Origin of the sequence: Acetobacterium bakii, from assembly GCF_001263355.1 — a bacterium.
Taxonomy (GTDB): Bacteria; Bacillota; Clostridia; order Eubacteriales; family Eubacteriaceae; genus Acetobacterium; species Acetobacterium bakii.
Genome location: NZ_LGYO01000003.1, coordinates 1 through 25,405, shown reverse-complemented (window position 1 = coordinate 25,405; position 25,405 = coordinate 1). Strand labels below are relative to the sequence as shown.

Here is a 25,405-nt window from a genome sequence, read left to right as displayed (position 1 = left end):
GCCTCCATTTCTACATATTCTGCAATTCATCTGCGAGTCCTGATATCTCTTCAATAGCTTCTGCCAATTCCTGCATCCCTTTTGATTGCTGACTTGCTGCAGTTGCAGCTTGTTCAGCTCCGCTACTGGCTTCCTGGGCTGCAGTTGCGATCTGATCTACACCCTTTGATGCCTGCACAAGTGCTACTTGAGATTCTTCAGCGCCCTTTTGAATTTCATCGGCACCAGTCAGTATTTTTAGCATATTTTCTTCAATAATATTAAGATTTTCGGTAGTCTTTTTAGACTTCTCCACCTCTGCAAAAGAAGATTTACTTGATGCATCGGTATCTGCCGATACTCTCTGAATCTGATTCTGTATTGCTCTTACAAGATCTTTGATTTTGTCTGCATTTTCTGCAGATTCATTGGCAAGAGCTCTTATATCACCTGCGACTACCGAAAAACCTCTTCCAAACTCCCCTGCTCTTGCGGCTTCAATGGAACCGTTAATAGCCAGCATATTAGTCTGTATCGTAACATTGACGATTGCATCCACAATTTTATCAATCCTTAATGTGGTTTCTTCAAGACTCTTAATATTTTTAGCTGCACCCATTGAGATTTTAGCAGAATCTCCGATTCCTGAAATCATGCTGTCAATTGAAATTTTATTGTCTGCTAAAAGCTTTTGAAGTTTTGTAACGATATCTGCCGAAAACCCTGCTCTTTCACTCATTTGTGTTGATGCCACAGATAGTTTCTCTGCAAATAATGAACCCTTTTCCGCACTCTCGGCTTGTAAAAGAGCTCCCGCGGATATTTGCTGCATTGCATTTAATATCTCTCCTGCAGTTGCAGTCCCTTCCTCTACATTGGCTGAAAGTTCTTCTGAAGCAGCTGCAAGGGATTCGGAGGACTTTTGCGCCTCGGTTGAACTCTTAAGGTCTTCTGCCATTTGAGACAAGTCTGATGCTCCAGCGTTTAACTCATTAAAAGCTTTATTCTGCATTTGTATGGCCTTCTCAACTTCTTCAGAAGCACTGCTTTGCTCTTCCGAGGCGGCTGCAATGGTTTCTGCAATCGCTAAAAATTCCAGGGCTCCTTTGTTGGCGTCTGATGCGTTCTGAGATATTTCTGCAATCCCACTCATAACAATCACAAACTCTTCATTAATTTTAATGAGGTCTTCCGTCGTCCTTACTGCTTTTTCAACTTCATCATTTGCAACTTTACCGGCATTTTCTATATCAACAACCACAACTTTAACATTACTTTGAATCTCATTTACCAGTGCCCGAATATTTGTTGCTGACTTTTCAGAAGTTTCCGCAAGATTCCTGACTTCATCAGCTACTACTGCAAAGCCTTTCCCATGCTCTCCCGCTCTTGCCGCTTCGATCGCCGCATTGAGTGCCAGGAGATTCGTTTGGTCGGCAATTCTAACAACAGCCTGAACAATTTCACCGACTTCGTTCGACTGTCTTTCAAGCTCACCAATCAATTTTACGGATTCACTGTTGGTCTCCGCTGATTCCTTGATTCCTTTAATCATGAGTTCAATATCTTTGGATGTATTTTCAATGAGCTCTTTGGCTACTTTCGCTCTTTCAAGCGATTCCTTGGCATTCTTATCCGCTATTAAGGATGCTTTGTCAACCTGATTAATTGCCGCTCTGGACTCTTCAGCCGCAGAAGCAGCTTCACTTGCTCCACTGGAAATCTGTTGCATGGTTGCAGCCAATTCTTCGGCAGCACTACTCGCTTCTTCTATTCCCGAAGCCATTTGCTCTGTTGCAACCGCAATCCGCTCTGCCAGCTGTTGTTGTTTCGCTAAAGTTCTAGCTCTTACCTTGTCCTTTGCCTGCTTTCTGGCAAATTCTCTTTTTCTCTCCATTTCATCCGATGATGACACTGATTCATGTGATAACTTTTCCCATTTGTCGCTTGAAGGTTTTGCCAATCTTTTTTCCATAATAATTCTGACCTCCTAAAGTCTTTGATTCTTAATTTATGGTGCACTCTTTTTCATAGTCCGGATAATAAATAATGCCGTATCTATTTACGCCATTGTCTGTTTCCCTCATTTTCCATATAACGATCATAATGTGACATTATAACCCTTTGGCAAATTTCTTCTATGCTGCATCCAATACCTTTTCCAAAGGCGGCTTATGAATTTCCGCCAAAGTATTGAACTCCGTCTCACTGCTTTTATGTAGCTCAAGATCTCTTTGCCCGCTAATCAGAACATTAAACCACCTCCTTTATTCTTTTTTTAGTCTTTATTATTTATACTTTATACTTATTCAAGTTTTTTATTAATTCTTCATTTTTAAATGGCTTGACAATAAAACCTTTTGCACCATTTAAAATAGACTGCTGCACATGTACTTCCTGTCCCATTGCTGAAATCATGATTACCGTCGGTAAATAATCCATTTTTTTAATCCGCTTCATGCACTCAAGCCCATCCATTTCCGGCATGGTAATATCGAGGGTTACGAGATCCGGCCTCAGTTCCCGGATTTTTGTTAGTGCGACCTTACCATTTTCCGCTTCATCAATCACATCAAACCCGTTGCTTTCCAGCAATTTTCTGAGTTGTATCCTGACAAATAAAGAATCATCTACAATTAATACTTTAGTCATATTCACCCTCCAGTAAAATCGTGTGCCAAGCTGACACTGCGTTTTTTATCTTAAACTTTTTTATAATGAAGCTTACCACGTTTTCTGACAAAATAAAAAGACCTCCTACTTTCTGATATAATTTCCTTCAATAAAAGCAATAGTAGGTCAACTCTATAAATTAAAGATTTGGCATTATCACAGTTTACAGCATCATCGCTGCAGAATCGTGTTCGGCTCAAACCAGATTTCATGAAATCAACTGTCATTACCCAAATAGTTCGTCCTTAATCAATTATTTTTCAGTATATTTTTTAGTATATACTAGAACTGATTCTTTTCAACAGCCAATGATTTTCAACATTGTCCACTAATGTTCATTATCTGAAAAAAATGGTTGTTAATGGTCATTATTTGCAGATGTGTTTATTAATAGTCACTATCTGACAATGTAGTTTAAATAGAGTTGCTTAGTCACGCTTTCCCAAGTATAATGAACATGCTTCATTTAAAGCATCACTGCTTTAGGTTCTGTTGAACAACTTTTCTTGAAGGGACTTTCGTAAATTGATAAGAAAAAACATTGATCGTAGAGTCCGAAAAACCAAACAGCAACTACAGACAGGACTAGCTCAATTGTTGCTGCAAAAAAACATTGATAAAATAACGGTAAGTGAATTATCTGATTTGGTGGATATTAACCGGGGAACCTTTTATCTGCACTATAAAGATGCTTTTGATATGCTGGACCAAATTGAGAATGAAATTTTTGAAGATTTTTGTGCAATCCTTAATCGTTACGCATCCAACGTTATAGAATGTAATACACGCCTATTTATTATTGACATGTTTCATTTTATTGCAAAAAACGAAGAAATGATGCATTTCATTGTAAGCGAACCTGGTGATCGCGCCTTTTTAACTCGCTTAAAAACCGCCTTTAAAGAAAAGTTTTTAAAACACTGGATGGAAAAAAATCACACGGAATCTTCCATCGAAGTTGAATATATCTATTCCTATCTTCTCTCTGGATGTATGGGTTTAATGATCCAGTGGCTGAAAACCGGGATGAAAGAACCTCCTGAACAGATTGCAAAGCTCACTGAGATTATAATTTTAAAAGGATTAAGTTCTTTTGAAACTCAAATTCTTTAAACCAGTCAAGTATTCGTTGATCTGTATATAATTGTCACATCGTCAGTTTACCATAGAGTTCTAGCGTGGATGGCCCCGGTAAAGGGATTGATTTTCTCCACAATAAATTAAAGTGCTGGTGCCGCCTACCTTATTTACAGTACATTTATTGTGAAACAAGCGAAGCTAGTACTTTCTTCATCTTTCCCGGTTACCTTCGTCGTCTTATTCTCATCCCTTTCAGATAATCATCGGTTAAGGTAAACCCGACCACATAGGTAGCCACCACGCGTTTATATATCCAGATGTTCCTTTTTGCATTAGCCATCATTCCCGAATCATCAATGATACCGATACTGGATAGGTCTGACCTGCTGAGGCGTATGTAGTGGGATCAAGATAAAAAAATCCACCTTCTTTTTCTGTAGGTTTTTTCATAATCGCCGGCGTCGCAAACGCTCACAGGCTTATTAAACAACAAAGTACTTATTCCGGTTAAAAAGCCCGGTGTGGCCATCATTATGTTCGGATTGTCGAATCCTATCGAGATCCCATTTCAAAGAAACCTAAAAGCAGGGTCCTTAAGAACTTTGCCGAGAAGATGAGCTTGAAGCACAGGAAACCGGAATCGTCGAAAGACTTAATGGGAAAAGCTTCTTATGGGAAAGCAGCTGATTTAAAGCGTCGTCATATACAACAAAAAAAATATTAAGACCTTTCAAACCATTGCATCCCAACATCTCAACGTTTTAAGGGGTCTTTACTGTCTTTACTTTAAAATAATTGTTAATGTCAGGAGTTTTACGGCAAATATATGCATACATCTCCAAATTAGATGAATTAAATAGGCAAGCTGTTAATAACCTTGACATTTATATTGATGATTTTTTCGACTCAAATATTATTCCAATAAACAAGTTTAAATAAAAACCGCTGATTATAAAGACTTTCTGTGTCTTTAATAATCAGCGGCTCTTATTTGGCAATATGTTGTGTCACGATAGTATTAAATAAGGGCTTCTGCCTTTGTTGCTGTGAATACAAATTTTCCGTTTTCAACTTTTGCCGTGCCTGTGAATCGACAACCTTTGGGTGCACCTTCGATCATTTGTGCTGCTAACATCATGGTGCAGTCATTGTTCTTAAGGTTTTCCTGAGTGACCTTCATGGCGTACACTCCAACAGTAATATTGTCACCATCAACGGTACCTCCGCCAACAATAATTGGGTGTGGTGTACCATCAGGGCACATCGTAACAATTGTAAGGAACGCAGAATTGTCGATAACATTTTTCATTTCTTCATTGATAACCATAGTAAATTCCTCCTAAGTTTAGTGTAGCAATTGACTCTGCAATTACTACCTGATATAATTATAGTACTTATTTGAAAGCTTGTAAATTACTCAGAAAAATAAGACTAAATACTAAAATAGAAAGTAGGTAAGAAAAAAATGAGCGCATCTGATCATCTAAATCATTTTTGTTCCGAGAACATATGCCCGTGTCAAGAAAAATGTCCCCTTTCAACTGCACTTGGGATTATTGGGGGTAAATGGAAGATACCCATACTATGTGCGTTGAATTATGATGGACCAACACGATATAATGCGCTAAGAAAAAAAATAAAAGGCGTAACCAACACCATGCTTGTCACCTCCTTGAAGGAACTTGAAGCCGACGGCCTCGTACTTCGCACACAATACAACGAAATGCCTTTAAGAGTTGAATATAAACTGACTGAAAATACAAATAATCTTCTTCCTATTCTTGGGAATCTTACGGTATGGGGAAAGGAAATAGAAAATTGATTTTGAAACACCTTGACCAAATATTTTTAAAATGATGAGATGCTTTAAATGGTGTGAGTCCATTATTATTTGTATGAAAGTGATGCAAGGATAAAAGATGTTGGATACAAAGTTGTCATTTACTATCTCACATGATGGAACTTATTAAAATATTGACCGTTTCTCAAGAAAATAGAGGAAAAACTGGAGTGGTATCATAAAAGTGCAGTCCCAAATCACAAGAAAATGAGGTAAAATAGAAAGTAAAAAGGACTGATCAATTATGAAAAAAGTATATATCGCAAAGGAATGCTTTGAAGCGTTTAAACTAGCAAATGAAATCTGCATACCAGGCTGCAGCCGATCGACTGAAAATTAAAGTCGATACATTGTACACCTGGATTTGTAAAGCAAAAAAAGCAAAACCGGATTTTGTGAAGAGCCTGGGAATATTCCAATAATAGATATAAATCGATTAAAACAGCTCGAAAAGGAACTACGGGAATCCAGAGAAGAAATCGAAAACCTACAAGATGCACTTGTTTTTTTTGTAAAACGCCGAAAGAAATAGCACAGGAGACCGTTTCAAAATTTGTGTAAACCTCCAAACTGATGTAGAATAAAATCAGTTTGGAGGTATTTTTATGGGAAGAAGAGATGAAAGTCCTGAGAAAAAACGACGAAGGGTTTTGATTGGAGAATTCTTAAAAGAAAACCCGATCAAAGATGGCAGTGACATTAATGATCTCGTCAAAGAATTGATTGCTCAGGTTGTTGAAAACAGCCTGGAAGGTGAATTGGATGATGAACTGGGCTATACGAAGTATGATTACCGAAACAAGGAAACCGACAACAGCCGCAACGGCTACTCCAAAAAAACCGTTCATTCGAGCTTTGGTGATATGCCGATTGACGTGCCAAGAGACCGAAAAGGCGAATTCGAGCCTCAGTTGATCCAGAAGAACCAGAACACATTAACCCAGGATATTGAGTCGAAAATCATCTCCATGTATGCCAAAGGCATGTCAACCGGAGATTTTGAAGACCATGTCAAAGATCTTTATGGACTGGACATATCCGACTCCACGATCAGCCGGATTACCGACAAAGTACTGCCCCTGGTCAAAGAATGGCAGTCGCGCCCGCTGGAAGAGATCTATGCTGTTGTTTTTCTGGATGCGATCCATTTTCACGTGCGAAGCGAAGGACGGATCATTAAAAAAGCGGTTTACATTGCCATCGGCATCAACATGGAAGGTTACCGGGATGTCCTCGGCATGTGGGTGGGCGAGAACGAAAGTGCCAAGTTCTGGCTGTCTGTCATGAATGATATTAAAAACCGGGGCGTGGAGGATATTCTGATCGCATCCGTTGACGGGCTGACCGGATTTCCGGAAGCCATCGCTGCTGTTTATCCTAAAACGGAGCTCCAGAAATGTGTCATTCATCAGATCAGAAATACCACCCGGTTTGTCTCGTACAAAGATCTTAGGCCTCTCATGGCCGATTTGAAACGCGTCTATACCGCTTCCACTGAGGAAACAGCGCTGTATGAACTGGATGCCTTTGAAGAAAAATGGCATGCCAAATATCCCAAAATTGCCGTATCCTGGCGAGACAATTGGGCTCATTTGGCTACCTATTTTAAATATCCACAGGAGGTTCGGACGCTGATCTACACAACCAATCTCATCGAAAGGTTCAACCGTCAAATGCGAAAAGTCACCAAAAGCAAAGTTGTTTTCCCGACCGATGACAGTCTGATGAAAATGCTGTATCTGGCCATGATCGAAGTGACGAAAAAATGGACCCAGAGCCGTAGGGACTGGGGAAAGATCCACTCTCAGCTGGAGATTTACTTTGCGGACCGGTTAGACTGAAGGATGTTTCTATCCGCTTCCAATTGAGGCAGAAAATCCTATATTTTGTGCTTTTTATTGACTTGCCGGAAAATCAATGTATAATGCAATTAAGGGACAGATGACGGTTTATCGCCATTTATCCCTTAAGATTAATTCCCGCTATATCAGTTTTTAGAGTTTACACAAAACTTGAAACATTCCCGGGATTCCGTTTGAAGTCCAAAAAAACGTCCGCCCCCCCCCCACCTAAGCCTGGGCGATCGGTTTAGCATTAATATATCGGTAGTACATCTGATTTATCGTTATTTTTACACACTATAGCAACACTGAATTTCGCTCTTGTAACTGCCACATAAAATTTACATTTTACTTCAAAACTATCTATTTTTTCATTCTTTAGTACCCAGTCCAACATTTTTTTTGTAGGGTAGATTAAAACCCTATCATATGTTGCACCTTTTGATTCACCAAAATTTTTCACCTCATACTTAGGATTAATTTTTTTAGTTCTCCTATCATATCTTAGTTGCATTGGCAAATATTTTTCAAGGTATTTTTCAGTATCCTTTTCTGCTACGAAAAACACTCCATCATGGTCTGTTTTTTTCTTTTGTAGAGATTCACATTGTGGATGTTCTGGAAATAATTTATTTGCAAAATCACAAATAGTTTGATTGTTACGCCAGCTACCTTTAAGGGCATCTGTATCAATAAGGCATTCTAATTGTTTGCATTCATTTAATACGAATTCTTGTATTTTTCCCTCATAATATTTTTTGTATTTACTAGAGAAATGAGTATGGTAGGTTACTTGTCTAGGGTCACCAGCCATTCTGATTACAGAATCAGTTTCTAATAGGAGTTTTATAAATACCAAATCATATCCAGCCATATCTTGTACTTCATCTATAAAAATATTTTGAAATAATGCTGAAATTCGTACAATTACATAACCATTACTTTTCTCATTACATTTAACGGCAAATTTCGAGAGTTTATCAGAGTATATTTGGTAATCACTTGTAAAATAATGGTTATCGATTTCATCTTCTGAAAAATATACTGGGTATTTCCCCCTGTATTTTAATCCCGATTTTTCATTCACAAGAAACAAACCATTTATTCTCTTATTTGTAAGTTTTCCTTGATATGGTTTAGCACCATGTTCAATCAAAAAGGAAAACCACGTTTGTATTGTAACATTCGGTGGAATTACACCGTTATTTAATTCCGTAAATTTTTTTCTTATCTCTCTTTCATTCTCTTCTGTAAAAGTAGTAATGAGAACCGAATCCGAACAGGCAAGAGCTTTTTTAACAAAAAGTGTAGTTTTTCCTGCACCAGCAGAAGCAATTAATAATTCGTTCTTCATAGTAATGATCTCTTGATATAATCGGGGTATTTAATTTTATTTTTCGCAGAGAAAATTTTCAAAGCGCACTCTGTTTTATGTTTTTTCATATATTTATGTAAGTCATCTTCGACAGTATAGCTAGTGTTAAATATTGAGTTAAACATCTTTAAGTTGTTTTCATTTAGTAATAGAGGTTCTAACGTATTATAATTGAATGGTTTTTTATCTTTTCCAAGTATAAGTGTCCCTATATGTTCTTCATTATCATAACAAATTTCTATATTTGATTTTTTGTTTGTACCGATATAATCCTCGTATTTCTTTTCCAACGCTGAAATATCACCATCGTTATCAGTTACAACTTTCACAGGGATACTTAAATGCTTGGCAATTTCTAGGAAACGTAAGAAAGATGTTCCTACTGATATTACCTCAACCTTATCTTCGATAGGGAGTTTTCCATCGTGTGTATCCATATATGCTCTCTGTATTACCAGTTCGTCAGAGTCTCCTTCAACCAATATTGCTTTATCACAGAGTATCAGACGTAAGGTGCCATATCCAGCTATTTTTTCAAAAAACTCTTTTGATTCTAGGTCATTGAAGCGAACTGTCTTTTGTTGATTGAGTAATATCAAGTTGTCCAGACCCAACTTATTAGAAACAAAACTACTATGTGTAGATATTATTATCTGTTTACCACCATAGTTTGACTTAATATTTTCTAACAGCTGATTCAATCGAGCATGGCTTATATGGCATTCAGGTTCTTCAATAAGGATAACCGAAGACGATTCAGCCTTTTTATTGGATAAAGCTAAATCGGTTTTCACTATGGCTTGTTCGCCTTTTCCAATAAAATCAAAAGGGATATTGTCAAGTTGAGTGATAAGACTACCATCCCAAGTTGAACGTGCTCCTAAATCCACCGTTAATTCGATTTTCTTACTACTTAACTTGGATATACCAGTTATTTTCGAGTTAATACTTGATATTGCAGGGTCTTTAGAAAAAGTTTCTTTTACTTTTCGGTAGGCTTGAGCAACTTTCGTTTTTTCTTCAGTTTCTAGTATGTTTTGAACGATTCTTGAGATGTATATATCTGAACCGTTCTGAAACTTACTAAAGCCAACATCAATAAATGACGATTTGATCGGAATGCTTCTTGATGTCAAAGCTTTCCGAGAAAAAGCATACCATTCAACATCATAGTATTCTATCGGTAAACTTACAAGTTCACCAGCCTTGATTAATGACTCATATTCTTCACTGTATTTTTCGTCTAAAGCGATTTTTAGAGCAACACCGCTTGTTTTACTCGACCTGCTTTTATCAGTGAATCTATCACCCTCTAATATCGGAAAAGAGCCATTCATGTATAGTTCGATGAGAATATAAGGTGCTTCTGGTGCGTTTCCTTTATTAACGTCGTCTAAATACTGATTAACAACGTTATAATTAAATAGATATTGCGTTAAATTTCCTTTTACTGTCCTTCCTCTAAAGATACCACTTAATGCCATATGAATGGCCTCTAAAATAGTTGATTTTCCTGCTTCATTATTTCCAACAAGAATATTTATTCCCTGTTTCAAGTCCAACTCAAAACTTCCCTGTATACATTTTAAATTCTCAATTTTTATCTTTTCTATCAATTGTCTATCCCCCTCGTAAAAGATTATAATCACATTATCCTACAAATTTAACCATTCTACAAGGTTACATAGCATTGATTATTGAGATATTCAATACACACCATGAGGAGTGACTGAGTAATTGCTCCAAATTTCTTTCCTGCAGGATCAGCCTAACACCATCACTGAATATTATGACGAGGGGATGTTTCGTGCGTCATGCTTATCTCTTCAATGCCTACTCCACCATCATCTTGCCCAAACTCAGCACACGGCTCAATTGACGGACACTACCACCATTTTCATGGTGAAATTCTCAAATTAAAATGGTTTTTTTCAACAAACAGTTCCCACGATTCTGATTTTCGCTGTTCATAACATGATAGTCGAAACGTCCCTTTATAATACCATTACAAAGAATAGCATTGACATCAATTCTTATTGAGCTATTACTCGTTCTGTACTTTCTTGTGGTAAATAGTATATCTTTCCTTCCTTAGCGATTATTCTAACGTCTTCTTGGAATAAATCTACGTTATCTGCTTTGCGAGGAATATCATATCCTTTGGTTTGAGTAATAATTTTATTCACGGTTTTTTCTGATATTGAACGGAAGTTATGTTCTTCATCAATCCATCCCGGAATCATATGTATAAATCCATCAAAGCCACCTCGTTTTCTGTTGCTTGCATGAACATTAATTCCCAACTTCTCAACCTGGGATTGATGCCATGCATTTAACTGCGCCAAAGCACCCTTCACCTGTTTTGAATAGGTAGGAAGTAATGCATTACACTGTTCTCTTGAAACTGCACCAAGATGCAATGTGTGTTTCAGTTCTGCGATTTTAGCTAATATTTCCATTAATGTTTTTTGATATACATACCAGTTCTGAGCTTCACCAAGTTTTTTTTCATACTCATCATAATTAAGTTCATTCTTCTTTGTGAAACCTGCTATTGTGAGATTGGCATGACCTAGCAACTGAATGCATTCTTGTTCCCAACTATTTAGATTAGATATTTCACTCAGTCTTAGTTCATCGTTTTCCAGAATATCAACTTGGAACATAGCTACCTTCTTTATCTGCGCTACCAAAGCAAACACTTTACTTTTGTATTCATTATCCTGAAAATCTACAATCCGAGATATCCCGACATTAATCTCACCAAGCTCTGCGTTGATTTGTGTCATGTAATACTGTCCGACTACTATTGAGGCTACACCCATTGCAGATGCAGCCGCATTCGCTGTAACATTAACACTATTATTAACTGCAACAAGATTAGCATGGCCTTTGACTCCCTCGGCGCCATGATAAATACCACGCGCAGCGCCAACCATATCTTTTGAATTTGCAAGTTTTGCGCCAACCGGGATAATAGCCTGATACAATACCTGTCCACTTTCTTGAATTACATTCCCAGCAGCCGTACCTGCCTTAAATAATTCTGGCACCAGATTGTTAACACGTGCTAAAACCTTGCTATCTGTAATTTCCATTAGCTTTGTTTCATCTGGTATAGCTTCAGCAGGTAATTGCTCCAAATGAATCTTAAGCTGATTCATTTCACTTACTGTCGGAACAACATTATCTAACCCGATGTCCCAATTCATAATTACAATATCATTTGATGTTGCTTCAGTATTTTTGCTTTTCCAGAACAGAACTGCGCCCACAGATAACACAACTACAAGAATTCCTATAATGACATACTCCATATAGTAATTTCCCTCCTATTCTATTTTGTATAAGAAGTTGTAAATTATTCAAATTTCCTCTGATATCTATTTTTATGACGAGGGAACGTTTCACATCCCTTTAGAAGGCGTGGGGACGTTTCGTTTGCTATATTCCCCTAATATAACTCTGAGCAAATATGACATACCACAAAAAAACGAAGAGAAGAAAGCTTTGCTGATGTGCCCACAGTGAGAACGGTCTCCGCCTAATCACGTAATTCAACTGATTAACAACAGATTGTTAATCAGTCTTGATCATGCAGCAAATTTTTTGAGCTATCTATTCTGTAAATATGGTGTTGCAACGAAACAATTTTTATAATTCCTAATCCTTATACCTGCGAACGCCTAAATCATCAGTGTGCGCAAGCGATGATAAGATGATAATAGTTCTAATTAGCATCGATACACTACACTACATTATATTAAAATTGTATCAACGTGACAAGAATTTCATATTAAAGGGGATAGCAAGCGTTCTTATTACAAAATCCGGGAATACAGGATTTTTTCATTTCTTTTATTCCTCTTTGAAAATAAAAAAGAGACGCGTAAACATCTCCTTACAACTTCGTGAACTAAGGTATGAGAAATTAATTTTCTATATTCCAAGCAAGTAATCTCTCGCTGAACTATCTTTAAAAAAATTCTCCTAAGTTTTGACTGACTGACTATGAATCCAGTAGATTACCCACTATCTCCAAGTGATGCATAATAGAATACCGCTTAACTGAACCTAATCCGGGGTATTTTTCGTTCTCAAAGTACGAAATTAACATATCTAATCCTAATGTTTGAATGTCCGAATGTTCCTTTAACCAATCCAACAGTTTTTCCATTGCTTCAGAAAACTTCAATGCCGGGTTTTTTACATTATGATTAGTATCCGAAACAAAGTGTCTTATTCTAAAAGAAGATGTATCGATATTCAAATACACAATATGTATCGCAATCGCATATGGAGAAAACCCTGACTCATCATACCCCTTTCCAACGATGCTGTAATCACTAAACCCCAAATAATCATTTCTTAAGTAAATTAAATTATCCTTTGAAAAAAATTCATCATCGTTTTCCTGATAGTCTGAATTACGGGGCGCCTTTTTAAATCTGTCTCTGAAAATTACTAATAAAGAGTCCAATTCATCCTCGTATCCAACTTCCGGTACAAATAGCATTTCAATGTTTACGTCACTCAAACCAAAACTTTTAAAATCCTCAATTTGGTCATCATCAATGAATATTAACGCTATTTTGTTTTTTTCGCTTGTCTTCCTTATAACATCAATATCATCATTTGAATAAAGATAGGCTAATCCTATATTTTTATTTGATAAATACTGGCCATATTTATTTTTATTTTCGATGAGAATTTCAATTTTCCGTTTCTCTTTTTCATCCTCATTGCCAATAATATTAGTGTTTAAATCATCATCAAAGTTACCAACAGAAGAATTTTGAACAATGTATATTTTTTGTTCTTTTTCAATAAAAAGCTGTAGAGTATTTATAAAAGTCGAACTCAATTTAACAGGTTCGATCACTGGTATAATTTTTTTTGAAAGACGTTTATTTTTAAGCAATCCCTGTAATGCTAACAATTCTTCTTGTTTACCACGTAAGTACGGAAAATACATTTTGATGGCCTCCTAATAATATAGTTTTAAATTTGAATCTAATCTATCATATTGAGCAGGGGTCAATTCACTAAAGTAACTTAGCGCTTTCAATGATTTTGGAATATTGTTAAACTTATCACTTGTGACATGATTTCTATTCTTAAGCTCACAAAGAATCATTTCATTCAGATTTTTCGTACCAATATCATGGAATAAATTCATGCATGCTTCAAAATATTTAAATTGAGAGGTCTTTGGCAAATAACCGAAATACTTAAATAAAATATTCTCGTATTCATACTTTCTTAATATATAGAACATTGATTCAACGGATAGATCATCATTGTTTTCAAGCGGTTCTTTAATTCTACGAATCGTTTCTTTCGGTGTAATAACATAAATGCCTACAGTATTATCTTTGTATTTCTTAAATAGCGCATCTGCATTACTTTCGAATGTCAGAACACAAACGTGATTAAATGCTTTGTAATAGTTTTGGATTTGGCTATCAAGTCTGGCGAGATTATCAAGCTCTGTTTTTATTTCATAGACAACAGCTTTTCCATTGATCAACATAAAGTCCGCCTTTGATCCGGCAATTGGCAATTCTGTTAATGCAGTAGTTGTGTTAATGCTATGGACGCCAAGAAGCAACTTATTTAGAAGTGTATTTTTATAATAATATTCATTACGATAATCATTTTTTAGAATACGATACAATAATTCAAAATTATCTCTATTTGTGTTTTTTTTTGGTTCAGAAATAAACAACTTCACTGCAAGATTATAAACATCATTAAAATCTCTACCAGTAGTAAAACTTTTCAGAACTGATCTGGTGAAGACTCGAGAAAGTATGGGATAATTGTCATAATTCATTTGAATCCTCCTTTCCTATATCATAATACCATTAATCAAAATTAGAATCAATCAGACTTGCTAGACAAAAGTTATTTTTCCATTATTCTTCAATCACTTGGATTATCTTTTAGATATAAATTTTTTCAACATGTATTGAACAGAATTTCTCTGTTTTCTGGAAAAGTTTTTTGTCACCAACGAGGGTTTGGGGGTGTCCCCCATACTTCACTTTCCCGCCTAGGGAAAGCAAGATCTGAAAGTTTACAAATGCGCGTAAGCGCCTTTGCAAACTTTCGGGAATCTTGCCCACCATCCCACACCCACTCAAATGTGATTTACAATTGCGCATGATCCTGGATTTTCAGAGTATTGACCGGTAATTGAAAAAAATAAATTTGATTTATTCACTGTTAAGCACCCTTTTCCTCATTTTTGCCGTATTCATTTAATACCGAATTGACCTTTTGCTTGGATAATTTTGTGATTTCTGCAATTTCAGTAAGATTTTTACCTTCCACATTTAACTCAAGAATCTCTTTTATCATTTCTTCCTTAGTTTTAATGTTTCGAACTGGATATTATCATTAAGAAGGATGAGCTGGCTCTATTTCAGGTTTTTCCTCATTTTAACGTTTATTTCAAACTCCATGTCAGCAAGATCGCATTATTTCTGAGATTCAATTTAATAAAAGTTCTAAAAACGGAAATTTGCGTTTGAACCACAAAATTCCGGTTCGGTTGGTAAATCGCACCCGAAATACTCATCCTCGAAGGCCATTAATCAGGTTGTAGCCGGAATATCGGGATGATGTTCTTCAATAAAGCCATCATGATATTTTTTGACAGAATACCAATTTTTATCAGTTTACTGGATATTTATTAAAAATGTTATATCATCAAAATATCAATTTATTCTAATAAATGTTCATTGACTGTCAGGATATTGCCAAAAATATCGTAGGTATAGCTCAGGGTGCTAGTTCCGTTGGTGATGCTTTCAACCAGTACGGTTGTGGTTCCTGATGCCATTCCTTTTTTTAATCTGGTAGATGGTCGTAAAGGGTACCGCAGTGTTGAGCTTTCGGGTATAGCCCCATGCCAGATTGTCGTAGGTGTATTCTACCCGTTTAGTGTCATTGACCTTCACCTGGTAAATCAGTTCCGACAGGGATCCGGCGATTAAACCATCGCCGTACACATACTGGTTTTAGTCGCTACCTGACCACTATGTTGGTCAGTGGTCAGGTAGTCCACCCGGTTTTTGGCATCATAGGTCAGGCGCAGCTGCTGTTTTTTAATAGTAGCTTCACTGCCTGTTCGTTCAATTCCGATGAGCCGTCCGATTAATTCTGCTGATGCAATCGCTAGCACAGCCATGGAATTTTTTTTAATAAAGAACACTAATAAAGCTCTGCAACTGCGGTTATAGAGCTGTTTTACTTTGTAAATAATCCCCAAATAATCCCCAGATCATGGGTTTTTCAGAATTATTCACATTCTATGCAATAAAAAAAGAGAACCAAACGGCTCTCTTATGCTATTCTTACTGGAGCTAGCGGGCGGAATCGAACCGCCGGCCTACTGATTACGAAACAGTAGGTAAATGGCATATTAAAGCCATTTTTTGACCGTTTACGACATTTTTAAGACACATTTTATCTCTTTTCTCAAATGTTTGTCAGTATTCTACTAAATTCTATTTGATTCTACTCATTGTAATCCCACAGTTAAGCCATTTCGACGACCATTTATTAATTATATTTTATTTCTGGTGTGTGCAACAGTCGCTTGCATCCTTCACGAACGTTCGTCTTATCAATAGCTCCGATGTCGTTCCGATTATATTATGCATTTGGTGATAATACTCCACCAATAATTCGACCTGAATCACTCTGTAAATTAAAACGCCTTATAAAAATATGATCTGCAGCAACTTGGTTGCTGCAGATCAATATTCATTTATTTGATAAATATCATATCAAATTCGAGAGAAAATACAACGACTATCTTTTCAAGGTTTCGTAACAACTAATATGGTAATAGCTACAGCTGAAATTAATAAGAAAATGATACATCCTATTATCAATTGAAACTCCGGCGTCCCTTTTTTAAGATTTATATGTGGTGCAACAAACAACCCTATCATAACAAGTAATACTGCACATGTAATAATAATAAATGCACTATTATCAAAATTGATCAAAATAGGAATGTCAGCCTTTACCAATATAAGAAACCCTGCGATCAGGAAGAAAAGAATGATCGCCCGTAGCATAACCCTAGGCATGCTTTTTCCTTTGTTTCTGATGTAGTCAATAACAAGCCATACAGCATAAATTGCTAATAAGCCGCCCAAAAACACTAATTTTTCCATGTTCTCTCCTTAATCAATTAATGTACATTCTATTTCATCGGCAGCTAATGATATTGCTACTCCTGTAACTAATGCCATCGCTCCAACTGCAACGATAGGCAGTGCCGACATTGCCAATAGTGCACTAACACCCACTCCTTACGATTCGACCAGAACCACTCTGCAAATTAAAACGCCTAATGAAAATAAGATCAGCAGCAACTTGGTTGCTGCTGATCAATATTCATTATTTGATAATCTCAAAACCAAAAATTATAACCAATTACTCCTATTAAAATTGTAGCAACTACCAAAAGCAATGCTCCTTTATCTAAAATGTTATATCGTTAAAAGACGCATCGATTTCCATCAAAATATTGTTTTTCGGTGCGTCCTTTTCACTATTTTTTAATTAATACGAATAATTAGATTTCAAAGCGAGTTAATATATTCAGGTCCCAAACTTACCAATATTATAAGCGCAATAATGCATATAACAACCATTATTAGTGCTCCCTTTATCAATTCATAAGTTGGTGTCCCTTTTTCAACCTTTACATGTGGTGCTACAAATAATCCTACCATAACAAGAGATGCTACCGCGATGAAAATTTGATATACTCCATTATTAGGGACATTGGCTAGTAAATTGCCATACAAAACTAAATACAACAACCAGCCACCCATTATAAAAAATATCGTAGCTCTTGTTACAATCTTAGTCATGCTCTTACCTTTGTTCTTTATCAAGTCTACAACAAGCCATATCGTAACAAGCATTAATGCCCCAACCATAACCACTGATCTTTCCATTTTTACTCCTTTTATTCTATTAATCGGTTTTCTATTTGATCTGCAGTCCATCCAATAGCAACGCCTATTACAATTGAACTCGCTACAACTGCGACAATAGGCAGTGCCGATGTTGCTAATACTGCGCCTACAGCTACACCTGCAAAAAGCACAAAAGTATCAACTGCATTTGCAATTGCAATATTGTCATTATTCCCCGCATACTGTTCATAGTTCAATCGGATATCATTTGCATAAAACATTGCTGCGAACGGTCCAACCTTTAAACCTTTTGAAAAACTTTTTACTGCAATTTGAATGGTAATCGGTGATTTCGCAAAATCCAACGCTCCATCAAAGCAGTATGAAGTTCCTTCTTCAAACACAGCTTGTCCAATATCAGTCGAGTTGCTAGGACCATTCCAGGAACCGCCGCCACCGCCGCTGCCACCGCCGCCGCTAATTCCTTCACTGCTAGGATAATCGTCGTCTCCCCAGGAGCCTCCGCCTCCGCATCCACCGCTACCAGCACCATTTGGAGTGCTTTGTGGTTGGATAATACTCTTAACCCAATTTACAACCGTACTAATTTTTCTCTAAACCGGTTAAAGATAGCTTCAAAGGAACGCCCGCTGGGATCCTGGTTATTCACCGGATTGTTGTTGCAGTAGATAAATAAGTTGTGGGCCATGGGATTCATTTCGCTTACGTCTATATAAAAATAAGATCCGCAGCAACTTGGTTGCTGCAGATCAATATTCATTTATTTAGTAAACCTCAAAGCAAATTTGCCAGAAAATATGTGTTCATCTTTTTAAAGATTACGTTAAAGCTAATATGGTAATAGCAACAGCTGAAATTAATAAGAAAATGATACATCCAATTATCAATTGAAACTCCGGTGTCCCTTTTTTTAGATTTATATGTGGTGCTACAAATAATCCTACCATAACAAGAAATGCTACCGCGATAAAAATTTGATATACTCCATTATTAGGGACATTGGCTAGTAAATTGCCATACAAAACTAAATACAACAACCAGCCACCTATTATAAAAAATATCGTAGCTCTTGTTACAATTTTTGTCATGCTCTTACCCTTGTTCTTTATCAAGTCTACAACAAGCCATATCGTAACAAGCATTAATGCCCCAACCATAACCACTGATCTTTCCATTTTTACTCCTTTTATTCTATTAATCTGTTTTCTAACTGATCTGCAGTCCATCCAATAACAACGCTATTACAACTGCACTCGTTACAACTGCGATGATAGGCAGTGCCGATGTCGCCAATAGTGCACCAACGCCCACTCCCGCAACAAGAACCGCAGTATCAATCCAATTTGCTATTGCAATATTGTCATTATTCCCCGCATACTGTTCATAGTTTAATCGGATATCATTTGCATAAAACATTGCTGCAATCGGTCCAACCTTTAAGCCCTTTGAAAAACTTTTTACTGTAATTTGCGGTGAAATCGGAGCTATGGCAAACTCCAATGCAGTATCTATACTCTCTGAGGTTCCTCCTTCAAACACATCTCGTCCAATATCAGCTGAGCGAGCAGCGGCATTCCCGGAGTTTCCGCCGCCACCGCCTCCACTAATTTCTCCGTTAAATGGATTGTGTATTTGTCCCTGACCATTTTTTTGTTGTTGTTCAAATACATTATTAATCATCTTCAAAATTGTTTTAACCGTACTTTTAATCCAATTCCAAAGATCACTCAATGAACGCCCACTGGGATCCTGGCGATTCACCGGATTGTTGTTGCAGTAGACAAATAGGTTATAAGCCATGGGATCCTTATCACCCACACCCATAATGATATCCGGATTGATGAAGCGTCCGGTTTCCGGATCATAATAACGGCTGTTCAGGTAGTAGAACCCGGATTCGTTGTCATAGTAATAGCCTCGGTACCGGAATGAGTTTTTTAACCCAACGGTGTCTTTGTAGTCCCCGGTGATGCTGATGAGTTTACCCCAAGAATCATAGCAATAGTTTACCACAACTTTTCCTTCAGCGTCAACGATGCCGATGATGTCATTTTGAATATTGCGGATGTAGTAATAATCATTTGCGTTGTACCGAAAGCCAAATAGCAGTCCGGCTTCGTCATAATAAAAATCAAAACGGTCAATGCCGGAGATTTGGGTCATAATCTGTGACCCGTTCAAATAAAACTGAGTTTTGACCCCGGCAGTGTCTTTTTCCAGACGGATGCCGCTGGCAGTGTATTGATACGTTGTTGTCACCCCGCCTTTTGTGATGGATCCCAGTTCCCGGGCTTTTTCCCAGTTAAATGCCAGGCCGTTATAATAGCTGGTCGGATTGCCGTTGGCATCACTAACGATAGGTAGTCCCAGATAGCTGGTCAGTTTGTCTTTCCAGATCGTGTCATAACCATAGCTGATGGTCGTTACGGTATACGGACTGTCCAATAAGGTTTCTTTTTTGGTCAAGCAGTTCCCGCCGGTATCGTAGGTGTATGAAATTTCTTTCCTCAAATACTGATTTGTTTCCGAAACTAACTGGTTGCGCATGTCATAGACATAGGTGATCTTTAACGATCCATTCTCCTTTACGGTCAGAATATTGCCAAAAACATCGTAGGTATAGCTCAGGGTACTGGCGCCGTTGGTGATGCTTTCAACCAAAGTGGTTGTGGTTCCGGGTGCGGTTCCTTTTTTAATCTGGTAGGTGGTCGTAAACGGTACCGCGGTGTTGAGCTTTCGGGTATAGCCTCTTGCCAGATTGTCATAGCTGCATTCTACCCGTTTGGTGTCATTGACCATCACCTGGTAAATCAGTTCCGACAGGGATCCGGCGCTTAAGCCATCACCATAGACATATTGGGTTTTAGTCGCTACCCCGTCCACGATGCCAGTCAGGTAGTCCACCCGGTTTTTGGTGTCATAGGCCCGGCGCAGCTGCTGTTTTTTGATCGTAGCTTCACTGCCGGTGCGTTCAATGCCGATGAGCCGGCCGATTAAATCGTATTCGTACTCAAAGAGCCGCCCGGTAGTCGCATCGATTTCTCTGATGGCATTTCCCATGGTATCAGAGACGGTTCGGAATTGGCAGCGTCCGGTGCCGGGCGGGGTAGCATTCTGACTGATCAGCCGCCCCATTTTATCCCGGCTGTTTTCAACCACGGCGCCATTGGCAAAGGTGGTTTTTTTGAGATTGCCGTTATTTGGTTCATAGTCATTGGTTAAATAGGTGCTCCCCCCCACTTTAATGGTGGTGACATTGCCAAAGGCGTCATACGCGAAATCATAGTCAAAACCATTGCGGGTTATTTTAGCGATCCGATTCATCTCATAGCCAAACTGGACTTGCGCCAAGGTGCTGTCTTCCATTTTGGTACCAACACTTAACAGATGCTGCGTCTGTGCCTCATACGCATACTGCGTTAACCGGTTGCCGGGCTCGGCAATGGACAACAGCTGCTGGTTATTGGCATCATAATTAAAGGTGCTGACCTTGCCATTGGTATCGGTCAGCGTTTTGACCCTGCTTTTGTCATCGGTATAGGTCAGCTGTGCGCCCATGGTATCGCTAATTGCTTCCAGAATAAATTGCTGGGTTTCGGCCTGCTGATCGGTATACACATCCAGGGCGGCACCACCGCTGTAGGATCCTGCGGCCACACCCAGGGTGTTGAATCCGCCGTTCGGAGCTTTAATCGTCAATCGGTAAGTTTTATTTGTTGCATTTTGTGTAAATGCAAACTTCTGTCGATCATCGTTCACGGGATCGGACAATACGAGTTGATTCGCGCTGTTTATTTTTAAGACTTTATTAAGGGCATGCAGTGGACGAATATAAAAATATTTTATTCCTTCCGATTCTTCCAGTAATTCTAACCGATAACGCTGATTATCGCCCCGGTTCAAATAATACTGTACAACCGGTGAATCATTGGCGGTCGCTTTATAGGATACGTCCCAGTACTGCCCGCTGTGACGGGTACGCATGAAATAGGTGTTCCCATTCGTGGGCGGATCTGACACATCTACGCCGGTCTCAACCGGTTCAAAATACCAGCTTTGACTGAGGTTCTCACCGACAATGCCGCGAATGTCGATATTGGTCCCCGCTGCGGTATAACTTCCAAAGTTGGTCAGGACTTTTTTATCACCGGCGCATTTGGCCGCGATTTGATAACTTCCGTCCGAGAGCACTTTGAGTTTGAAGCGCTGTGCTTCGGACCCGTTTTTCTCATAAATGGCGGCATTGGCTCCTTCAGCGTCAACCCCGCCATAGATATCCAGCACCCGGGTTTGAGCGCATGCCGGCTGTAAAACAATATAACCCTGCTTGCCATCAAGCACTTTCCATTTTTGGCCATTTGACCCATTAAATGTAAACTGACACACATTGGTGCCGTTGGCATCAATCCCGCCGGTAACATCCAAGTATTTGCCCGATGTTTTCTGCCGGATAAAATAGGTTTTTCCTAAAATAAGCGAAGCCAATTGGCTGATATGCTCAAATGACCGACTCCGTGGGGTTACCAAATTCATCTTTAGGGGTAATCTAACTTGCTGGTAACTTACCATTACTATAAAATCTATAAAAGCAAAAATCTTGAAGCACTAAATAAGCACCCTTCTCTTATTTTGACTACTACATAGTGTTTATTTCTAACTTGCTGGTAACTTGATTCAAAAGAAAATATGATCCTAAACTAAGTGCATAAAGCTATTTTTGGGAAAGGAATTTGCATTTTGACATCAAAACTTATTGAAGGAAAGCCGATAAGAAAATCGTTTTATGGCAAAAACAAACGTGAGGCCGAAAAAAAATATCTTGAATTTATGAAAGATGCTGAGTCAAAAAATAGGAACACTCTGCATTATACATTCGCCGTGTTTTCAAAAATATGGCTGGAAACAATAAAAGAACAAATCAATGACAATACATGTAAGCAAACCTATTTAACAAACATAGAGGTCTTACAGGCAGCATTTGGAAAAAAATATTGGAATCGATCACGCCGTTAGCCCTCCAGATTTTTTTCAGTTCCCAATCCGGAATTAGTAAATCTAAAATGGATAAACTCCATCTTATCGCCAATGCAATATTTTCCTCTGCTTTTGATAATGATCTGATCGATAAAAACCCAATGCCAAAAATTAAGAAAGGCTAGGTCAGTAATCCAAAAGAATTGCGGACCTACACTAAAGAAAAATATCGCTTTGTTTTAGACTTTTCAAAAGAAAACCATTTCCGTTAAGAATGCAGCGGTTAAGTGTGAAGGAAAATACATTATTGATAAGACTAAAAATTTTCGTCCATGCGACAATTACCTTTAGATGATGAGTTTGTTGATCATTTACAATCTGGAGTGGAGCTTCATTTCTTCTGGTGAAGCTATGTAGCTCTTTATTTCGAAGATGAATGGCCGACTGTCTGACAGTCCTTCGCAAATTTATTCGTTACCCTAACTGTCGTAAAAAAAGTACGACAAAAAGTCGGATACAAGTACGACAGAAAATAGGGGTAAAATAGCCAGAAATAGCCAGAGTTTTTTGATTTTTCACAGTCGGTCATACTTTAGGTGGAGACTAAAATCAAAAAATAAAAAAAAGAACCGCTAATTAAAGCCATTCTTTTAACTAAATATTATTTTTTACTGGAGCTAGCGGGCGGAATCGAACCGCCGGCCTACTGATTACGAAACAGTAGGTAAATGGCATACTATAGCCATTTTTATGGTGAATACGACATTTTTAAGACACTTTTCATCTCTTTTCTCAAATGCTTGTCAGTGTTCTATTTAATTCTACTCATTGCAATCTCACTGTTAAGCCATTTCGACAACCATTTATTAACTAAATTTTATTTCTGATGTGGGCAAAAGTCGGTTGCATCCCTCACGAACGTTCGCCTTCTCAACAGCTCCGGTACAGTTCCCCTTATATGATGCAATTGTTAATAATACTCCACCCATAATTTGACCAGAATCACTCTGTAAATTAAAACGCTTTATGAAAATAAGATCAGCAGCAACTTAGTTGCTGCTGATCAATGTTAATTTATTTGATAAATCTCAAAACCAAAAGTTATATCCAATTACTCCCAATAAAATTGAAGCAACTACCAAAAGCAATGCACCTTTTACCAATTCATACTCCGGCGTCCCCTTTTTAAGATTTACATTAGGAAGTACCAGTGCACATTTCCATAATTCTATGGTTATAAAAATATAACCATCCTCGGTAAATCTTCGGGGTTGTGATTCGTCTCTCCACATCAAATTTTGTAATCACTTATACAAATGTTATTATCACCCTACTTTTCTATTTCCATTAAAAATATCCGATTGGATTGATTATATGGCCTTTATCGGGATCTAGGCAACTCATTTGATCTCCGATAGTAATAGCTCTGCGCACTACTAGATTCCCAAGTCATTTTTTTCAAACGATCTACAGTATCGTCAAGTTTTGCTTACCACAGTTGATAGAATGGCCCATATTGAGCAAATCGCGAACTTTTTATTTTTTCGCAATTTCCTGTTAAGTTAAAGAATAAATCAATATTAATGTAAGCAAATTTTTACAAATACATCGACTAGAAGTAGGTGCATTTTTTTGCAGATTGACACTAGTGTGTTTGTCAACTGAAAAGTTTAGCGTTTGGTCTCGAAAAGTTGTGCACTTGTCAACCCAATTTTATTCATTAGCAGATGGTCGTCCAATCTCTTTTTTATCAGAGTACCACCTGCACAACTTTTGAATACTTTTTGCCAGGAACATTTCATTATTTTTTTAATCGAAGGGAATAAAACCTATAAAAAGGGCTCGTTCGCTTCCATCAAACCGCTTTGCGATAATATTTTTTTGAGGTGACTTATTTCCTCATTAAGAGCGGTATTTTCACTCAAAAGAATCAGATGAATTTTTTGCAGTGTTTCGTATCTTTCTTTGAGTCGCTGTTTGGGGGATTTTAGTTGAACATTCAGTGACCCTTGCTGGTATTGATCGACAAGCTTACGTATTTGCTCATACAGGTCCTGCTCTGAGTATACATGGGGAAACGGCTCAACCTCATATTCTGCCAAAAGATACCTAGCCAGGAGCGCATCCATTTCAAACTGATAACGTTGCTGCAGTTCTTTCAGGTAAGCCTTCGTTAAGATCATTCGGTCACCTTTTTCCCGGCACGTTTCATGGATTGTGCCAGACGATAGCTTTCACCGCTGAAAATCAGGATATGGGAATGATGGACCAGTCGGTCAATAATTGCGGCGGTGACCTTCTTACCAATAAACACGGTATTCCAGTGGCTAAACTCCAGGTTGGTTGTCACAATGACGCTTCGACGCTCGTAGCAATCGGCAATGACCTGATATAATAATTCCGCTGCTTCCATATGCAGGGGCACAAAACCGATTTCGTCAATGACCAGAAGTCCCAGCTTTTGCAGTGACTTAATGAATGATTCGAACTGACCTTTTTTGTTCTTTTCATATAGAATATTTGCTAAGCGTGCGGCGGTATAGAACCTGACCTGATGGCCATTCTGACAGGCCTTGAGTGCCAGCGCTGATGCTAAATGGGATTTTCCAGTCCCCACAGCCCCCATAAATATGAGGTTTTCCCGATCATTTATAAAATCCAGACACTCTAAGGATTC

The 25,405-nt window shown here is 38.0% G+C and carries 25 protein-coding genes; 5 read left to right on the top strand and 20 right to left on the bottom strand.

The features are described from left to right. Nucleotides 1-10: 10 nt before the first annotated feature. Nucleotides 11-1,954, bottom strand: coding sequence for a methyl-accepting chemotaxis protein (locus tag AKG39_RS20975; RefSeq protein ID WP_050738449.1), 1,944 nt, complete (start codon nucleotides 1,952-1,954; stop codon nucleotides 11-13). Between the two features lie 317 nt (nucleotides 1,955-2,271). Beyond that, a complete protein-coding gene (locus AKG39_RS00740; RefSeq protein ID WP_050738448.1) occupies nucleotides 2,272-2,631 on the bottom strand; it encodes a response regulator in 360 nt (119 codons plus the stop codon). Between the two features lie 546 nt (nucleotides 2,632-3,177). Here AKG39_RS00740 and AKG39_RS00735 point away from each other — a divergent pair. Beyond that, nucleotides 3,178-3,765, top strand: a complete 588-nt coding sequence (locus tag AKG39_RS00735) for a TetR/AcrR family transcriptional regulator (RefSeq protein ID WP_126981242.1) — start codon at nucleotides 3,178-3,180, stop codon at nucleotides 3,763-3,765. 985 nt (nucleotides 3,766-4,750) lie between these two features. Here the strand turns inward: AKG39_RS00735 and AKG39_RS00730 are convergent. Continuing rightward, the gene (locus AKG39_RS00730) at nucleotides 4,751-5,059 is read right to left on the bottom strand and encodes a pyridoxamine 5'-phosphate oxidase family protein (protein WP_050738446.1); all 309 of its coding nucleotides are present in this window, start codon (nucleotides 5,057-5,059) and stop codon (nucleotides 4,751-4,753) included. A gap of 138 nt (nucleotides 5,060-5,197) precedes the next feature. Between AKG39_RS00730 and AKG39_RS00725 the strand changes: the two genes are divergently transcribed. From AKG39_RS00725 to AKG39_RS00720, 3 genes are all read left to right on the top strand, one after another. Continuing rightward, nucleotides 5,198-5,554, top strand: a complete 357-nt coding sequence (locus AKG39_RS00725) for a winged helix-turn-helix transcriptional regulator (RefSeq protein ID WP_050738445.1) — start codon at nucleotides 5,198-5,200, stop codon at nucleotides 5,552-5,554. Nucleotides 5,555-5,868: 314 nt separating this feature from the next. Further along, entirely contained in the window at nucleotides 5,869-5,994 is a 126-nt protein-coding gene (locus AKG39_RS20625) for a hypothetical protein (protein WP_278277891.1), read from the top strand. Nucleotides 5,995-6,177: 183 nt separating this feature from the next. Beyond that, complete coding sequence (locus AKG39_RS00720) at nucleotides 6,178-7,413, top strand: IS256 family transposase (RefSeq protein WP_050738444.1); 1,236 nt, start codon at nucleotides 6,178-6,180, stop codon at nucleotides 7,411-7,413. Between the two features lie 253 nt (nucleotides 7,414-7,666). Here the strand turns inward: AKG39_RS00720 and AKG39_RS00715 are convergent, their stop codons facing one another. From AKG39_RS00715 to AKG39_RS00655, 14 genes are all read right to left on the bottom strand, one after another. After that, nucleotides 7,667-8,767: a DEAD/DEAH box-containing ATP-dependent helicase gene (locus AKG39_RS00715; RefSeq protein WP_050738443.1), complete on the bottom strand. Its 1,101-nt coding sequence runs from the start codon at nucleotides 8,765-8,767 to the stop codon at nucleotides 7,667-7,669. Further along, the gene (locus AKG39_RS00710; RefSeq protein WP_050738442.1) at nucleotides 8,764-10,404 is read right to left on the bottom strand and encodes an ATP-dependent nuclease; all 1,641 of its coding nucleotides are present in this window, start codon (nucleotides 10,402-10,404) and stop codon (nucleotides 8,764-8,766) included. Before AKG39_RS00710 ends, AKG39_RS00715 begins: the two co-directional genes overlap by 4 nt. A 417-nt stretch (nucleotides 10,405-10,821) precedes the next feature. After that, nucleotides 10,822-12,105 (bottom strand): hypothetical protein, encoded by a 1,284-nt coding sequence (locus AKG39_RS00705; RefSeq protein WP_050738441.1) that lies wholly within the window; start codon nucleotides 12,103-12,105, stop codon nucleotides 10,822-10,824. Between the two features lie 692 nt (nucleotides 12,106-12,797). Continuing rightward, entirely contained in the window at nucleotides 12,798-13,763 is a 966-nt protein-coding gene (locus AKG39_RS00700; protein WP_050738440.1) for a sce7725 family protein, read from the bottom strand. A gap of 12 nt (nucleotides 13,764-13,775) precedes the next feature. Continuing rightward, nucleotides 13,776-14,624, bottom strand: coding sequence for a sce7726 family protein (locus tag AKG39_RS00695; RefSeq protein ID WP_050738439.1), 849 nt, complete (start codon nucleotides 14,622-14,624; stop codon nucleotides 13,776-13,778). Nucleotides 14,625-15,016: 392 nt separating this feature from the next. Beyond that, nucleotides 15,017-15,151: a hypothetical protein gene (locus tag AKG39_RS20620; protein WP_278277890.1), complete on the bottom strand. Its 135-nt coding sequence runs from the start codon at nucleotides 15,149-15,151 to the stop codon at nucleotides 15,017-15,019. Nucleotides 15,152-15,603: 452 nt separating this feature from the next. After that, nucleotides 15,604-15,804, bottom strand: a complete 201-nt coding sequence (locus tag AKG39_RS19635; RefSeq protein WP_126981243.1) for a hypothetical protein — start codon at nucleotides 15,802-15,804, stop codon at nucleotides 15,604-15,606. Continuing rightward, nucleotides 15,786-15,983: a hypothetical protein gene (locus AKG39_RS00680; protein WP_126981244.1), complete on the bottom strand. Its 198-nt coding sequence runs from the start codon at nucleotides 15,981-15,983 to the stop codon at nucleotides 15,786-15,788. Before AKG39_RS00680 ends, AKG39_RS19635 begins: the two co-directional genes overlap by 19 nt. Before the next feature lie 634 nt (nucleotides 15,984-16,617). Beyond that, on the bottom strand, nucleotides 16,618-16,980 hold the full coding sequence (locus AKG39_RS00675; protein WP_050738435.1) for a hypothetical protein: 363 nt from the start codon (nucleotides 16,978-16,980) through the stop codon (nucleotides 16,618-16,620). A gap of 411 nt (nucleotides 16,981-17,391) precedes the next feature. Continuing rightward, nucleotides 17,392-17,772, bottom strand: coding sequence for a hypothetical protein (locus AKG39_RS00670; protein WP_050738434.1), 381 nt, complete (start codon nucleotides 17,770-17,772; stop codon nucleotides 17,392-17,394). A gap of 11 nt (nucleotides 17,773-17,783) precedes the next feature. Continuing rightward, on the bottom strand, nucleotides 17,784-18,137 hold the full coding sequence (locus tag AKG39_RS00665; RefSeq protein ID WP_050738433.1) for a hypothetical protein: 354 nt from the start codon (nucleotides 18,135-18,137) through the stop codon (nucleotides 17,784-17,786). A gap of 188 nt (nucleotides 18,138-18,325) precedes the next feature. Continuing rightward, nucleotides 18,326-18,514, bottom strand: a complete 189-nt coding sequence (locus AKG39_RS19630; protein WP_126981245.1) for an RHS repeat-associated core domain-containing protein — start codon at nucleotides 18,512-18,514, stop codon at nucleotides 18,326-18,328. Nucleotides 18,515-18,572: 58 nt separating this feature from the next. Continuing rightward, nucleotides 18,573-18,929, bottom strand: coding sequence for a hypothetical protein (locus AKG39_RS00660; protein WP_050738432.1), 357 nt, complete (start codon nucleotides 18,927-18,929; stop codon nucleotides 18,573-18,575). 31 nt (nucleotides 18,930-18,960) lie between these two features. Further along, the gene (locus AKG39_RS00655; RefSeq protein WP_160316123.1) at nucleotides 18,961-22,287 is read right to left on the bottom strand and encodes an RICIN domain-containing protein; all 3,327 of its coding nucleotides are present in this window, start codon (nucleotides 22,285-22,287) and stop codon (nucleotides 18,961-18,963) included. A gap of 168 nt (nucleotides 22,288-22,455) precedes the next feature. On the opposite strand from AKG39_RS00655, the gene AKG39_RS00650 reads away from it, so the two are divergent. Continuing rightward, on the top strand, nucleotides 22,456-22,767 hold the full coding sequence (locus AKG39_RS00650) for a hypothetical protein (RefSeq protein ID WP_126981246.1): 312 nt from the start codon (nucleotides 22,456-22,458) through the stop codon (nucleotides 22,765-22,767). Between the two features lie 1,049 nt (nucleotides 22,768-23,816). Here the strand turns inward: AKG39_RS00650 and AKG39_RS19920 are convergent. The 3 genes from AKG39_RS19920 to istB form a co-directional block, all read right to left on the bottom strand. Further along, on the bottom strand, nucleotides 23,817-24,020 hold the full coding sequence (locus AKG39_RS19920; protein ID WP_050738429.1) for a hypothetical protein: 204 nt from the start codon (nucleotides 24,018-24,020) through the stop codon (nucleotides 23,817-23,819). A 537-nt stretch (nucleotides 24,021-24,557) separates the two neighbouring features. Then, nucleotides 24,558-24,911 carry a hypothetical protein gene (locus AKG39_RS00640; RefSeq protein ID WP_050738428.1) on the bottom strand — a complete coding sequence of 118 codons (354 nt, stop codon included), beginning with the start codon at nucleotides 24,909-24,911 and terminating at the stop codon, nucleotides 24,558-24,560. After that, a partial coding sequence (gene istB / locus AKG39_RS00635) for an IS21-like element helper ATPase IstB (RefSeq protein ID WP_201780229.1) occupies nucleotides 24,908-25,405 on the bottom strand: 498 nt, incomplete at its 5' end. The genes istB and AKG39_RS00640, both read right to left, overlap by 4 nt.